The 14,630-nt window shown below is 71.7% G+C and carries 8 protein-coding genes; 2 read left to right on the forward strand and 6 right to left on the reverse strand.

Annotated features, from left to right (window positions below; genetic code table 11):
• Positions 1–15 precede the first annotated feature (15 nt).
• The 3 genes from AB0R04_RS36330 to AB0R04_RS36340 all read right to left on the reverse strand — a co-directional run bounded on the left by AB0R04_RS36330 (position 16) and on the right by AB0R04_RS36340 (position 8,963).
• A complete protein-coding gene (locus AB0R04_RS36330; RefSeq protein ID WP_363378114.1) occupies positions 16–7,350 on the reverse strand; it encodes a hypothetical protein in 7,335 nt (2,444 codons plus the stop codon).
• A gap of 327 nt (positions 7,351–7,677) precedes the next feature.
• Entirely contained in the window at positions 7,678–8,271 is a 594-nt protein-coding gene (locus tag AB0R04_RS36335; RefSeq protein ID WP_363378116.1) for a fasciclin domain-containing protein, read from the reverse strand.
• 188 nt (positions 8,272–8,459) lie between these two features.
• Positions 8,460–8,963 (reverse strand): GNAT family N-acetyltransferase, encoded by a 504-nt coding sequence (locus AB0R04_RS36340; RefSeq protein WP_363378118.1) that lies wholly within the window; start codon positions 8,961–8,963, stop codon positions 8,460–8,462.
• Positions 8,964–9,241: 278 nt separating this feature from the next.
• Between AB0R04_RS36340 and AB0R04_RS36345 the strand changes: the two genes are divergently transcribed.
• Positions 9,242–9,844 (forward strand): hypothetical protein, encoded by a 603-nt coding sequence (locus AB0R04_RS36345; protein ID WP_363378120.1) that lies wholly within the window; start codon positions 9,242–9,244, stop codon positions 9,842–9,844.
• A 247-nt stretch (positions 9,845–10,091) separates the two neighbouring features.
• The gene (locus tag AB0R04_RS36350) at positions 10,092–11,336 is read left to right on the forward strand and encodes an MFS transporter (RefSeq protein WP_363378121.1); all 1,245 of its coding nucleotides are present in this window, start codon (positions 10,092–10,094) and stop codon (positions 11,334–11,336) included.
• A 77-nt stretch (positions 11,337–11,413) separates the two neighbouring features.
• Here the strand turns inward: AB0R04_RS36350 and AB0R04_RS36355 are convergent, their stop codons facing one another.
• The 3 genes from AB0R04_RS36355 to AB0R04_RS36365 form a co-directional block, all read right to left on the reverse strand.
• Positions 11,414–12,058, reverse strand: a complete 645-nt coding sequence (locus AB0R04_RS36355) for an ATP-binding protein (RefSeq protein ID WP_363378123.1) — start codon at positions 12,056–12,058, stop codon at positions 11,414–11,416.
• A 105-nt stretch (positions 12,059–12,163) separates the two neighbouring features.
• Complete coding sequence (locus AB0R04_RS36360) at positions 12,164–13,024, reverse strand: DUF3592 domain-containing protein (protein ID WP_363378125.1); 861 nt, start codon at positions 13,022–13,024, stop codon at positions 12,164–12,166.
• A gap of 103 nt (positions 13,025–13,127) precedes the next feature.
• Positions 13,128–14,207: a hypothetical protein gene (locus AB0R04_RS36365; RefSeq protein WP_363378127.1), complete on the reverse strand. Its 1,080-nt coding sequence runs from the start codon at positions 14,205–14,207 to the stop codon at positions 13,128–13,130.
• Between the last annotated feature and the right edge of the window lie 423 nt (positions 14,208–14,630).

The following is a 14,630-nucleotide window of genomic DNA, read 5'->3' on the forward strand; positions in this document are numbered from 1 at the left end:
CCGGCAGGACGGCGGTCAGCGGCGGCTCCGGCGGAGCGTCAACAGCAGGCCGCCCGCGGCGAGCATCGCGAAGGCCGCCAGGCCCGCCAGGGGCATCGGGTCCGACCCGGTGGGGGGCAGCGGGCCGCCGGTGGGGCTCGGGGAGGGCTGCGACGGGTTGACGGTGATGCTGGTGGCACAAGGTCCGCCGGTGGTCGCCGACGGCTCCGGCACCTCCCGGGCGGAGCGGAGCGACCGGTTCGTCGAACCGGGGCAGTTGCTGCCGTCGCCGAGCGAGACGACCCGGTTGTCGAGGTGCTTGCCGCCGGCGTCGGACTTGACGGTGAAGGTGTAGACGAGGGTCTCGGTGGCTCCGGGGCGGAGGTCGAGGGTCCAGGTCAGGCGCGGCGGGCTGTAGGAGATCCGGCCGATGGTGGCGTGGGCGTCACCGTCGTAGCCGGCGGCGTCCAGGACGCCGGTGAAGTCGTCGACGACGACGGCGCCGTGGTAGGTGCCGCTGGCGCGGTTCGTGGCGGTGACGGTGTAGGTGACCTTGTCACCGGGGTCGGGCTTGGCCGGGGAGACCTGCTTGGCGAGGTGCAGGTCGTGCCGGACGGTGATCGGCTCCGTCGGGGTGGCCACGGCCGTGTGCGTGGGCGTCGCCGGGTCAGGGCCGCCGGTGACGACGGCGGAGTTCACCGGCACCTCCGTCGCGTCCGGTGAGAGGGTCCCGCTGAGGGTGTAGGTCGCGGTGGCGCCGACGGCCAGGTCGATGGTCGGGCAGGTGGCGACGCCGCCGGTGTCAGGGCAGGGCGTGCCGTCGGCGTCGGCGGTCAGCACCGGGTGGTCCACCTGCTGCGGGAACCGGTCGGTGACCACGACGTTGCGGGCCCGCGAGGGGCCGTCGTTGGTGACGCCGACCCGCCAGGAGATCGGCGCGCCGGCCACGACCGGGGAGGTCAGCAACACCTTGGAGACCGTCAGACGAGCCTGCTGGACCGGCGAACCGGTCGGCGAGGCGACCGCGGTGTGGGTGGGTGTGGCGGGGTCGGGGCCGCCGGTGACGACCGCGGTGTTCACCGGTGTGCTGGTGGCCGCGGGGTCGAGCGTGCCGGTGAGCGTCCACGAGTGGGTGGCGCCGACCGGGATCTGGACGGCGGGGCAGGTCGCGACCCCGGCCGTGACGGGGCAGGCGGCGCCGTCGGAATCCGAGGTCAGCGAGGCGCCGGACACCCCGCCGGGCACCCGGTCGGTGACGACCACGTCCCGCGCCTGGCTGGGGCCGTTGTTGGTGACCGACACCCGCCACTGGATCTGCTGCCCGGGCACCACCGGGCTCGTCAGCAGCACCTTCGACACCGTCAGACGGGCCTGCTGGGACGGCGAACCGGTCGGTGAGGCGATCGCGGTGTGGGTGGGTGTGGCGGGGTCGGGTCCGCCGGTGACGACCGCGGTGTTCACCGGTGTGCTGGTGGCCGCGGGGTCGAGCGTGCCGGTGAGCATCCAGTTCGCGGTGCCCCCGGCGGGGATCTCGACCGCCGGGCAGGTGGCGACGCCGGCGGCGATGGCGCAGCTGGCTCCGCTCGTGTCGTCGGTCATCGCGGGGTTGTCGACGCCGTCCGGGATCCGGTCGGTGACCACGACGTTCCGGGCCCGCGAAGGACCGTGGTTGGTGACCGTCACCCGCCACTGGATCGGGCCGCCCGGCACCACCGGATCGGTGATCAGGATCTTGGAGGCGGTCAGGTTCGCCTGCGGCGACGGGGAGCCGGTGGGCGAGGCCACGGCGGTGTGCGAGGCGGCCGTGGGGTCGGGGCCACCGGTGACGGTGGCGCCGTTGGTGGGAGTGACCGTGGCGTTGGGGTCGAGGACGCCGCTCAGGTTGTAGCTGTGCGACTGGCCGACCTCCAGCTCGATGGCCGGGCAGGTTGCGACGCCGCCCGAGACCGGGCAGGCGGCCCCGTCGGTCTCGGACGTCATGGTCGGGCTCGACACTCCCGCCGGGATCCGGTCCGTGACGACGACGTTCCGGGCCCGCGAAGGACCGTTGTTCGTGACGGTGACTCGCCACTGGATCTGCTGCCCGGGCACCACCGGGTTCGTCACCAGCACCTTGCCGAGCGTCAGGTTCGACTGCGGGGTGACGGCGCCGGAGGGGCTGGCGACCGCCGTGTGTGTGGGCGTGGCCGGGTCCGGGCCGCCGGTGACGGTCGCGGTGTTCCCGGGCACGGCCGTGGCGTCCTGGGCGAGCATGCCGGTGAGGGTGAAGGTCGAAGTCGCGCCGACCGGGATCTCCACCGCCGGGCACGTCGCCGTGCCGGTGCTGACCGGGCAGGACGAGCCCGTGGCGTCCACGGTCATCATGGCGCCGACCACCTGGTCCGGGATCCGGTCGCTGACGACCACATTGCGGGCGGTCGACGGCCCCCGGTTGGTGACGGCGACCCGCCACGAGATCGGCTGGCCGGGCACCACCGGGTCGGTGAGCAGGATCTTCGTCACGGTCAGGTTCGCCTGCGGCCGGGCCGTCTCGGTGGGAGTCGCCGTCGCCGTGTTGTTCGACGGGTTGGGGTCCGGGCCACCGGAGACGGAGGCGATGTTCACGGGCGTGCTGGTCGCGGCGGCGTCGAGCGTGCCGGTGACGGTGTAGGAGGCGGTGCCGTCGGCCGGGATCTCGACGGCCGGACAGGTCGCCGTGTTGCCGGCGATCGGACATGGCGTGCCGTCGGCGTCGGCGGTCACGGCCGGATTGTGGACCTCCGCCGGGACGGTGTCGGTGACGACCACGTTCCGTGCCCGGGAGGGACCGTTGTTGGTCACCGTCACCCGCCACTGGATCGGGCCGCCCGGCACCACCGGGCTCGTCAGCAGCACCTTGGCGATCGACAGATCCGCCCGCGGGGCCGGCGAACCGGACGGGGTCGCGACGGCGGTGTGCGTCGGAGTGGCCGGGTCGGGACCACCCGTGGCGGTCGCGGTGTTGGTCGGCGTGGTGGTCGCGTTCGGGTCGAACGTGCCGGTGAGGGTGTACGACTCCGACTGGCCGACGGCGAGCTCGATGGCGGGGCAGATCGCCTGGTTCCCGGTGATCGGGCACGGGGTGTCGTCGGCGTCCGCAGCCATGGTCGGGTCCAGGACGCCGGCGGGGACGGTGTCGGTGACGACCACGTTCCGTGCCCGGGAGGGGCCGTTGTTGGTGACCGTCACCCGCCACTGGATCGGGCCGCCCGGCACCACGGAACCGGTGACCAGCACCTTGGAGAGCGTGAGGCTGGCCTGCGGCGAGGGCTCGACGGACGGGGTCGCGACGGCGGTGTGCGTGGGTGTCGCCGGGTCCGGGCCGCCGGTCACGATGGCGGTGTTGGTGGGCGTGGTGGTCGCGTCCGAGGCCAGGGTGCCGGTGAGGGTGTACGACTGCGACTGGCCGACGGCGAGATCGATGGCCGGACAGGTCGCCCGGTTCCCGGTGATCGGGCAGAGGCTGCCGTCCGCGTCCCGGGCCAGGGACGGGTTCGCGACGCCGTCAGGGACGGTGTCGGTGACGACCACGTTCCGGGCCGTGCTCGGTCCGTTGTCGGTCACCGTGATCCGCCACTGGATCTGCTGTCCGGGCACGACCGGGTTGGTGAGCAGCACCTTCGACACCGTCAGGCTGGCCTGTCCCGAGGGGGTGGTCGTTGGCGAGGCGACTGCGGTGTGGGTGGGCGTTGCTGGGTCGGGGCCGCCGGTGACGGTGGCGGTGTTGGTGGGTGTGGTGGTCGCGTTGGGGTCGAGGGTGCCGGTGAGTGTCCACTGCAGTGTTTGGCCGACGGGGAGGTTTACCGCCGGGCAGGTAGCTGTTCCGGACGTGATCGGGCAGGTCGTGCCGTCTGCGGCGGCCATGTTGGTGTTGGTCACGCCGGTTGGTACCTGGTCGGTGACGACGATGTTGCGGGCTTCGCTGGGCCCGTTGTTGGTGACGCTGACCTGCCATTGGATCTGCTGTCCGGGGACGACCGGATTGGTCACCAGCACCTTGGAGACGGTCAGGTTTGCCTGCGGCGAGGGGGTGGCGGTCGGCGAGGCGACTGCGGTGTGGGTGGGCGTCGCCGGGTCGGGGCCGCCGGTCACGATAGCGGTGTTGGCGGGAGTGTTCGTCGCGTTGGCGTCGAGGGTGCCCGTCAGTGTCCAGGTGCGTGTCTGGCCGACCGGGATGTTCACTCCTGGGCAGGTGGCGGTGCCGTTGGTGATCGGGCAGTTGGTGCCGTCGGCGTCAGCCTTCATCGAGGCAGCTGTGACACTGGTCGGTACCTGGTCGGTGACGACGATGTTGCGGGCTTCGCTGGGTCCGTTGTTGGTGACGCTGACCTGCCACTGGATCTGCTGGCCGGGCACGACGGGATTGGTGACGAGCACCTTCGAGGCGGTCAGGTTCGCTTGCGGTGAGGGCGAGTTGGTTGGTGAGGCGACTGCGGTGTGGGTGGGTGTGGTGGGGTCGGGGCCGCCGGTCACGATGGCGGTGTTGGACGGTGTCGCCGTGGCATCGGGGCTGAGGATGCCGGTGAGTGTCCAGGTGAGTGTTTGGCCGACGGGGATCTGGATGGCTGGGCATGTGGCGGTGCCGTTGGCGATCGGGCACGTCGTGCCGTCTGCGGCTGCCATGTTGGCGTTGGTCACACCCGTCGGTACCTGGTCGGTGACGATGACGTTGCGGGCTTCGCTGGGGCCGTTGTTGGTGACGCTGACCTGCCACTGGATCTGCTGTCCGGGCACGACCGGATTGGTGACGAGCACCTTGGAGACGGTCAGGTTCGCCTGCGGCGAAGGCGAGTTGGTCGGAGAAGCGACGGCGGTGTGGGTCGGGGTCGCCGGGTCGGGTCCGCCCGTGACGATGGCGGTGTTGGACGGTGTCGTCGTGGCGTTCGGGCTGAGGGTGCCGGTGAGTGTCCAGGTGAATGTCTGGCCGACGGGAATCTCCACCGCCGGGCAGGTGGCAGTCCCGTTGCTGATCGGGCAGTTGGTGCTGTCGGCGTCGGCCTTCATCGACGCGCCGCTCACCCCGTTGGGCACGGTGTCGCTGACGACCACGTTCCGGGCCCGCGACGGCCCGTTGTTGGTCACGGTCACCTGCCACTGCACCTGCTGTCCGGGTACCACCGGGCTCGTCAGCAGCGCCTTCGACACCGTCAGGTTCGCCTGCGGCGACGGAGTGGCGGTCGGCGAGGCCACCGCCGTACGCGTCGGGGTCGCCGGGTCGGGGCCGCCGGTGACGGTGGCGGTGTTGGTGGGGGAGGTGGTGGCGTCGGGCGACAGCGTGCCGGTGAGCGTCCAGGAGAGCGAGCCGCCGACGGGGATCTCGACAGCCGGACAGGTGGCTGTACCGGATGTGATCGGGCAGTTGGCGCCGCCGGTGTCGGCCGTCATGGAGGCGCCGGTCACTCCGCTGGGCACGGTGTCGCTGACCACGACGTTGCGGGCCCGCGACGGGCCGCTGTTGGTCACCGTGATCCGCCACTGGATCTGCTGTCCGGGCACCACCGGGTTGGTGAGCAGGACCTTGGAGATGCCCAGGGTGGCCTGTCCGCCCGGCGGGATCGGGTTCGCGGTGCTGGTGCAGTTCGGGGTGCAGCCCGGGTCGGTGGCGCCGCCCGGCGGGGTGACGGTGGCGCGGTTGTCCAGCGCACCGGTGGCGTCGGCCGGGACGGTGCCGGTGAGGGTGTAGGTGACCTGGCCGCCGGCCGCGATGTTGACGGTGGTGTTGATGTTCCCGGTGCCCGACGCGGTGCTGCCGCAGCTGCTGCCACTGGCGGCCGTGCAGGTCCAGGTGAAGTTCTGGACGGAGGCGGGCAGTGTGTCCCTGACGCTCACTCCGGTGGCGTCGGAGGGGCCGCTGTTCTTCACCACGATCGTGTAGGTGAGCGGCTGGCCGGGGATGTACGGGTTCTTGTCCGGTGTCTTGGTGACGGACAGGCCGGTGGTCGGCTGCGACGGCGTGTCGAGGGTGCTGGAGCAGGTCGGGCCGCAGTTGGGGTCGGTGCTCGCCGAGGGACGGGTGACCGTGGCGGTGTTGGTGAGCGTCCCGGTGGTCGAGGGAGGGACGGTGCCGGTGACCGTGTAGGTGACGCTGTCGTTGGCCGCGATGGTGGCCGTGGTGTCGAGGCTGCCCGAGCCGCTCGACGTGCCGCAGGCGCTGTTCGCGGTGGCGGCCGAGCAGGTCCAGGTGAAGCCCGAGAGTGCGGACGGCAGGGCGTCGCGGACGGCCGCGTCGACGGCGGGCGCGGGGCCGGCGTTGCGGACGGTGATGGTGTAGGTGAGCGGCTGGCCGGGGACGTAGCCGGCCTTGTCGGCGGTCTTGGTGATGGACAGGCCGACCGTGGTCTGCCACTCGATGACGACCTCGCCGTTGCCGCCGTTGGAGTAGCCGCCGCCGTCGCCGATGCCGCGCACGTACTGGGTGTCGGTGCGGCCGCCCGAGGTGCCGCCCTGGCCGTTGCCGGTGCTGTTGGTGCCGTTGGAGGTCTGGGTGTTGGTGACGCCGGTGCCCCGGTTGTAGCCGGAGCCGCCGCCGCCCATGCCGTTGGGGTCCAGGGTGCCGGAGCGCTGGCAGGCGCCGCCGCCACCGCCGTAGTAGCCGCCACCGCCACCGCCACCACCTTCGTAGCCGCTGTTGTTGGCGCCGCTGCCGCCCTGGTACTGGTTGCCGGCGGTGGCGGACGCACAGGCCGTCTGGGTGGCTGCCGCACCGCCCGCGGTCTGGGTGCCGCCCCGGCCGGAGGCGGCGGGCTGGTTGTCCTGGCCGCCGTTGGTGCCGCCGCCGCCACCGGCCGCCGGGGTGGTGGCGTCGGCACCGGGCGAGGAGCCGCCGCCACCACCGGCGATGAGCAGCGGGGCGGTTCCGTAGGTGCCGTTCCACACGGCGCTCAGCCCGCCGCCGCTGCCGCCCGTCGCGCTGGCGCCGGCGGCGTTCGTGAAGCCCTGGCCGCCGGCGCCGCCGCCGCCGTACGTCGGGCTGGTGCTGTTCATCACGCCGCCCTGCCCGGAGGTGACGGTGAGCCGCTGGCCGGGCGTCACGGCGAGGGTGCCGGTGGTGTAGCCGCCGCCACCGCCTCCGTACTGGCCGGTGTAGTAGGGGCGGGGGGACCCGGCGCCGCCGGCGCCGAAGACGCGGGCGTAGACGCTGCTCACCCCGGCGGGCACGGTGAAGGTCTGGTCGCCGCCGCTGTAGGTAAAGCGGACGCAGTTGGTGTTGGTGGCGGACGGCGTGCAGGAGACCTGGGCGCGGTTCCGTTCGACGAGGCCCGGGGCGGTTCGCTGCGGGTGCACGGAGGCGGCGAGGGCGAACCCTCCTTGCGGCACCAGGCACAGCAGCGCGAGGACGCCACGCAGCAGCATGGACACTGGACCGTCGACCAACGACCGCACCGGACGCACCGGCGCCTCCTCTCGCGATCACGCGTCAGCACGCGTGCGCGACCAGGAATAACCGACGTCACGGTAGGCAGCGGTCACTCGTGACCGTGTCATCTGATCATTACGTGAGACTCCCTGCTATTGGCCTATTGGGAGGCCTCGGCCGGGTCTCGCGGGCGGCGACGGAGTTGCTGCTCCTGCCCCGGAGAACTCCGGTCGGAAACCCGCCCGGAACGACGGGTCGGGGCGGGGAGCACCCGCCTCGACCCGTGTGTCGACGTCCTCGCTCGATCAGTGCGCTCAGCGCGTTCAGCCGAACGCCGGCACCTGGTCCAGCACCGCCAGCCGCGCGTTCGCCGTCCGGATGCTGCCGCACACCACCTGCGCACCGCCGATCCGGTAGTCGTCCCCGCTGCCGGTCGCCTTGATCACCGCACCCTGCAGCGAGGTGTAGGACTTGTCCGCCAGATCGGCCTTCCGCAGGTCCCGGACCACGATCAGCCGGCGCAGCAGATCGCTCGCGCCGGGCTGGGCGCCCAGGGCCTTCCTCTGGTCCTCCGACAGCTTGGCGAAGGCCGCGTCGTTCGGGGCGAAGACGGTGACGTTGTCCATCGAGTCGAAGACGTCCTTGGCCTTGGCCGTCTTGATCAGCGAGGACATCGCGGTCAGGTCCTTGGTCTGGTCGATCGCGGACAGCACCGGGATGCCGCCCATCGAGGCCAGGCTCCCGGGGCCGTCGGCCGGCAGCGCGGCGCAGTTCGGGCCGAACGCCTGCTCCGGCGGGGGAGGTGCGGCGACCGCCGGCGCGGCAGCGTCGCTGCCCACGCCGGTGCAGCCCGCGAGCGGCACGAGGGCCAGCGCGAAGGCTGCGGTCAAGACGGGGCGGGTCGTGCGACGACGCATGCGAAGTCCTCCTCAAGGGGGCGAACCGGCCTATCCGGGCTGAACACGCTCAGATAGTGACACGGGAACGGGGTGATCCCTGGGACTGACCTCACTTGACGAACCGTCACTGGGCAACGTCCGGCTCCGGCGGACCGGCCCGCCCGGCCGACGGCGAGCCGAACGGGCTGTCCTCGCCCGGATCCTCGTCAGGGGGTGAGTCGGAACTCCTCCAACTCCATGCCGTACCAGCGGGTGGTGCGGCCCAGCGCGGTCATGCCGAGCCGGTGGCAGACGGCCAGCGACGGCCGGTTGTCGGGCCGGACCACCGAGTGGATCTCGGCCAGGCCGTCCGCGAATCCCTTGGCCACGGTGCCCTGGGCGGCCTCGGTGGCGAAGCCCTGCCCCCAACTGTCCGGATGGAAGTGCCAGCCGACCTCGACCTCTCCGTCGCCGTCCGGGATCGGGACGAGCAGGACGGAGCCGGCGACCACGCCGGTGTCCTTCCGCTCCGCCGCCCAGATGCCGAAGCGCGGGTCGGCCGAGCGGGAGCGGAAACGCTCGATCGCCGCCTCGGCGTCGGTGAGGTTCTCCAGGGTGCGGGGATCGCGGCCCAGCCACTGCGTCACCTCCCAGCGGGAGTAGATGTCGAGTGCCCGCTCGCGGTCCTCGGGCTGCCACTGGCGTATCGTCAGGCGGTTGGTCGTGAACATGGACGTGATTCTGCTCCGGCTGGCCTGCGGGTGCCAGGCGCAGGCGTTTCCGGCATCTACTGGGAAGCATCGACCGCGCGGCTCCCTCGCAGGGCTTCCACCTCCCCGGCCGGACGGGTTCCCGTGCGCAGGGCGACTTTGGGCCAAGATTGCCTGTTCATGTGATCGGCACATGTTGTGCACACCTTCTCCCCGTAGGGTGTGGCCGTCCCATCCCGGGTTCCCCCGTCAACGGGCCGCATCGTGCTGCCCGCCGCTTGGACTGGAGTGAATTGACCATGTCTGACCGCCACTTGTGGAAGCGCCTGACAACTGCCGTCGTCCGCAGGGGAGTCGGCGCCACCCTGGGCGCCCTCGCGCTGATCGCGGCCTTCGTCCTCGCGGGAACCGCCGCCGGGACGTCGAGTGCGGCGGCCCAGCCGGCCGGCTGGGGCGGCCCCGGCAAGTGGGCCTGCTCCGGCGCACCCGTCCAGTCCGGATGGGTCATCACCCTCTACGACCGGACCGGCTGCAACGGCTCTGGCTCCTGGTACCAGGAACCGGTCAAGGACGGGATCTGGACCTGTTCGGGCTCGCCGATCGTCCCCGGGTACGTCATCACCGACCACATCCAGACCGGCTGCACCGGCATCGGCTCCTGGCGGCACAACCTCCCCAAGGACGGGATCTGGACCTGCGGCGGATCGCCGGTCGTCAGCGGCTACGTCATCACCGACTACATCCGCAACGGCTGCAACGGCGTCGGAGCCTGGCGGCACAACCTCGCGCGCGTCGGCCTGTGGACCTGCCCGGGCTCGCCCATCCCGGCCGGCTTCCGCGCCACCACGTACAGTGCCGGCGGCTGCAGCGGCCTCGGCGCCTGGGCCCTGCTCCGCGCCTGACCCCACCCGCTCGGCCCGGAGGCACCGCGCCCTCGCGCCGGTGCCTCCGGCGCGCTCCCGCCACGGCAGCTGGTCGAAGCCGTTGCCGTCGACGCGCACAGCGTCGAGATCCACGCCGGCCATCGTGTCCACACAACGGATGGTTGTGCCCTCCCGGCGGATCAGTTGTTTGATCCTGCCATTCGCCATCCGCTTTGATGCCGGTGGTCAGCGGGTGGTTGTTCGGATCGGCGAGAGGCGTACGGGTATGAATGGGCGGCGTGCACTGGGGCGGCGGTTCGGATGGTTGTGGGCGGCGTTCGCGGTCAGCTCCTACGGCTCGGGACTCGGATTCGGCGCGTTCCCCCTCCTCGCGATCCTCGTGCTGCACTCCGGACCGACCCAGGTGGCGCTGCTGGCCGCCGCAGGACGGGCGGTGGGGGCCCTGGTCGCCGTGCCGCTCGGTCCGTGGATGGAGTTCCGGCGCAAACGGCCGGTCATGATGGCGATGGACCTGACCCGGTTCGCGGTGCTGCTGAGCGTCCCCGCCGCGTTCGCGCTCGGCCGGCTCAGCTTCGCCCAGCTCCTCGTCGTCTCCGTCGTCACCGCCGCGGCCGACATCGCCTTCAAGGCCGCCAGCGGCGCGTACCTCAAGACGCTCGTGCCGCCCCAGGACCTGCTCGTCGCGAACAGCCGGTTCGAATCGACGACCTGGACCGCCACCACGGTCGGGCCACCGCTTGGTGGGGCCGCCATCGGAGCGTTCGGCCCGGTGGTGACCGTGGTCGCCGACGCCCTCAGCTACCTGCTCTCGGCCCTCGGCATCCGCGCCATCGGCGGCACCGAACCGCACCCCGCGCCGACCGGCGCACCGCGGCTGCGCGCCGGGGACCTGCTCGAAGGGTGGCGCCACCTCCTCACCCACCCCACACTGCGCCCGCTGTTCCTCAACGCGATCGCGGTCAACGGCCTGATCATGGCCGCCGAACCGCTGATGGCCGTACTCCTCCTCGGCCACCTCGGCTACGCACCCTGGCAGTACGGCCTCGTGTTCGCCTCCCCCTGCGTCGGCGGCCTGCTCGGCTCACGCCTCGCCCGCCCGCTCGCGACGCGCTTCGGACAGCACCGGACGCTGCTCACCGCCGGAGTGCTGCGCGCGTGCTGGCCCATCGGGCTGGCATTCGTCCAGCCCGGCGCCCCCGGGATCGTCCTGATCGTCACCGTCCAGCTCGGCCTGGTCACCTGCTGCGGCCTGTTCAATCCGCTGCTGGCCACCCACCGGCTCGAACAGATCGACCCCGACAAGCTCGCCCGCACCCTCGCCGCATGGTCGATCAGCAGCAGTGCCGCCATCGCGGCCCTCACCGCCCTGTGGGGCCTGCTGGCCGCCACCACCAGCCCCCGCACCGCGATCGCCGCCGCCGGAATCCTCCTCCTCGCCACCCCGCTGCTGCTCCCGCGCCGCGAGAGGACGCCCCGGAACGCGGGGGAACAGGCCGCGAGCCTGACCTGAGACGCGGGAGGACCTGGCACGGGGGAGCTCGGACAGCTGCCGGCCGGACGTCTCGGACGCCTCGGACGGCTCGGATGTCAGTGCGGCCCACGCCGGTCGTCGAGCTGGACCTCCAACTGAGGCCAGGTTGCGGCCAGGCGTGTCAGGTTGTCTGCCGTCGGGGTGGTGAGTTTCGGGCCGGTGAGCGAGCCCACCGGTGCGCCAGGCTTGAAGTGGACCAGTGTCCCGGTCGTGCCGTCCACCTCGACGGGCTCCAATCCGGTGACGGGGACGCCGAGTTCGTAGCGCTGGGTCCAGGCCCCGTTGAGACGGCGGTTGGTGTGGACGAGCCAGTCGCTGAGCGCTGCGACGACGGACATGCCGCGCCGGGGATGACCGTCGGGCAGCACTTCGGCCTGCGGGAAGTCGAAGAACCGAAGGTCCTTCGTCGCCATGACGGGCTTCTTCACGCTCCGGCCCTGCTCGTCCACCCGGGTGTCGGTGCCCCGCCCGTTGTCCCTGACGGACAGGGAGCCGTCGGTGTGGAGAACGAGGACGCAGCGCCCGCGGCCGTTGCCTGATGCTTCGTCGGCCGCATAGCCGAGGACTTCCAGGGCGAGGTGCCACGGTCCGCCCGGAGCGAACTCCGCCGGGTTCTGCCTGATGTGCGCCAGATGATCCGCATCGACGGCGCTCGACCAGTCATGTGTCGTGTTGACCCACTGGGCCCTCGGTTCATTCATCGGGCCAGGATGCCGCAGGCCGACGACGGCTCCGGGACCGGCCCCGTGACTGACGACCGTTCGTGGCATCCGTGCCGGTCGAGGCCAGGTGATGGCCGTTGGGTGTCAGAGCAGGACCGCTCCCGTGACTGCCGCCGACGCCGTGACGAGAACGCCCACGATGCCGCTGGTGACTCCGCTCCTCCAGGACCGCTGTGCGGCCGCGAAGTCCGGGGTGAAGTCGGCCGGGTCGGCGGGGGAGTAGTGGATCGTGACGTTTCGGCCGTACGAGTTGGTGGGGTCCGGCAGGCCTGAGAAGCAGTACGCGGTGACGGCCGCGCCCTCGTGGGTGGTGAAGGCGACCACCGGCGTCTGGCTGGTGGAGGTGTAGCCGTCCTCGTCGGTGCGGACGCTCCTGACGACGGCGACCACACGGCCCGGAACGGGAACCATCGCGGCCAGGGTGTCGAACCGGCTCCGCGCCTGGCGGACCTCCTGGGGCAGGGAGCAGGCGAGGAACACGCTCCACGGCGCGCCGACACCGATCAGGGCCCACGGCCAGCCCCAGTCGACCGCGGCGACGACCACCAGCCCGACGTAGATCAGGAACACCGCGAAGTTCGGCCAGCCGAGCCCGTAGTGGCCGGCCCAGAGGTCGTTGGTGAACCGGAAGGCGTGCGGTCTCCCGGGCGGATAGCGGATCCCGATCTCCCGGCCTGTCCAGGCCGTGCTGATCCTGTCGCCGCAGTCACCGTCGTTCGTCACGGTGAACTCCTGCCCGGTGGAGGGGTCTTGGAAGGTGACGACGGCCGCTATGCCGTCCCCCTCGGAACCTCCGTGCTGCGGCTCCTGCACCCGCTCGATCCGCCCCATCACCCGGACCGTCCGCTGGGCCCGGGTCGCCCCCACCAGCGACCGGCCGTACCCCAGCAGTGCCAAGGTGCCGAACACCCCGCACCAGAGCGCCAGATAGTCGTGCCAGCCCATGAGTCCTCCTCCTGTCCCTCCGGGTACGGTCCGCCGGGGTTCGTTCGCTGCTGTGGCAACCCGCCGTGTCGAAGCGCGTCGAGTGCGGGTGAGGCGCGGGTGATCAGCGTGCCGGGGTGCGTCGCACCACCTGGCCCTCACCGTTCGCCTCCAGCGAGGCACTGCCCTCGGGCCCGGTCACGCCGACCCTGATGGTGAGGGAGCCGGCGAGGTGGTCGGCAGTGATCTGCCAGGACGTCGGGGAGTGGACGCCGAGCGTCGTTTCGGCCTCCTTGACCAGGGTCGGGAACCGCTCGTAGGGCAGGGAGAGCGGATCGAACTGGGGGGCCTTCGTGCCGCTCGGGGAGAACACGACCGACAGCACGCGCTCCTGCGCGAAGACGGTGATCGCCTGGCGCGGATCCTGCCCCTCGGTAAGGGAGTTGATGGCCTTGCGCAGTTCGCCGTCGTCGAGGAACGACTGGTCCGGCCCGAGGGAGACCGTCCCGGTCCCGGACGACACCACCGTGGTCGACCACGTCGAAGTGACCGTCGGTGCCGGGGAGGCGGAGTCCTGCTGCTCGAACAGGTCCACGTGGAACAGGAAGACCACGGCAGCTGCGGCGAGCAGCAGGCCCAAGAGCCCGACGAAGCCGGTCGAACGGGCCTCGGGAGGCTCGGTCACCATGGTCGACTCGGGAGCCGAATCCAGCTGAGCGCCGGCCGCCCGCTCCTCCCACTCCGGGGTCGGCCGCTTCACGACCCTCACCCGCCACGGCCTGTCCTGCGGATACTTCACCACCAGGACGCCGCGCGGCCGGTAGCCGGGAAGGTCGACGAGGTTGATGTCCTGAGTGATTTCGACGCGGTAGGCAGGCTCGTCGTCCGGTACGACGGTGAGGTCGAACCGTACGGGCACGTCGCTCGTCTCACCCCCAATGGCGCGCAGGCTCTCGATCATCGCGAGTGCCGTCCGGGGCGCGACCTCCGCCTCCCGGGCCCGCCGTGGCGCCCCGGCGAGGAGGAGCAACAGGCCGTAGGCGATGGGCAACCCCAAACCCCCGATGAGCAAGGGCACCTTCTCGACGACTACACCGACGACGAGCGCGGCCAGCGAGCCCCCGATCACGGCACCCGTCAGGAAGCTGCGGGCGAGAGCGACCGGAGTACTGCGCGGGGGTGGCGCGCTCGTGGTGATCGTCATACGGGTGATTGTGCCGGGCTGGGGTGACAGTCGGTAGGCCTGGGGCGGGCGTTGTTCACCCGGGGTCGGCAGGACGCGGAGTGGGGCGACTGTCAGGAGCAGTCGGAGCGACGGGCGAAGGGCTGCGTGCGCTCCTCGAAGGGCAGGTCCCGGATCGCGCCCGTCGCGGGGCGGTTTCGACGGGTAGCCCGGTTCGCCAGCTCCCGCGGTCGACTTCACGGGAGTTGGCGATGAGCGGGCGGTCTGTGCGCGAGCCGAGGGTCGGGCACGAGTGGCAGAACGGGCGCTGGGCCCGGGTGTCGAGCCTGCTGTTGGCGGGTGGCTATTGGGTGTTTGTGGCTTGTGTGAGTTGGTGGTTGAGGTTGGTGAGGGCGTTGTGGGTGGCTTTGGTGTGTTGGTTGGGGATGGTGTGTTTGGGGAGGA

The sequence above is a fragment of the Kitasatospora sp. NPDC056731 genome, from assembly GCF_040687675.1.
GTDB lineage: Bacteria > Actinomycetota > Actinomycetes > Streptomycetales > Streptomycetaceae > Kitasatospora.

What these genes read in the sequence shown, in the direction of transcription:
- AB0R04_RS36340 (WP_363378118.1), bottom strand. Translation starts at nt 8,963, where the DNA reads ATGTTCACGACCAACCGCCTGACGATACGCCAGTGGCAGCCCGAGGAC.
- AB0R04_RS36330 (WP_363378114.1), bottom strand. Translation starts at nt 7,350, where the DNA reads ATGCTGCTGCGTGGCGTCCTCGCGCTGCTGTGCCTGGTGCCGCAAGGA.
- AB0R04_RS36345 (WP_363378120.1), top strand. Translation starts at nt 9,242, where the DNA reads ATGTCTGACCGCCACTTGTGGAAGCGCCTGACAACTGCCGTCGTCCGC.
- AB0R04_RS36355 (WP_363378123.1), bottom strand. Translation starts at nt 12,058, where the DNA reads ATGAATGAACCGAGGGCCCAGTGGGTCAACACGACACATGACTGGTCG.
- AB0R04_RS36335 (WP_363378116.1), bottom strand. Translation starts at nt 8,271, where the DNA reads ATGCGTCGTCGCACGACCCGCCCCGTCTTGACCGCAGCCTTCGCGCTG.
- AB0R04_RS36365 (WP_363378127.1), bottom strand. Translation starts at nt 14,207, where the DNA reads ATGACGATCACCACGAGCGCGCCACCCCCGCGCAGTACTCCGGTCGCT.
- AB0R04_RS36360 (WP_363378125.1), bottom strand. Translation starts at nt 13,024, where the DNA reads ATGGGCTGGCACGACTATCTGGCGCTCTGGTGCGGGGTGTTCGGCACC.
- AB0R04_RS36350 (WP_363378121.1), top strand. Translation starts at nt 10,092, where the DNA reads ATGAATGGGCGGCGTGCACTGGGGCGGCGGTTCGGATGGTTGTGGGCG.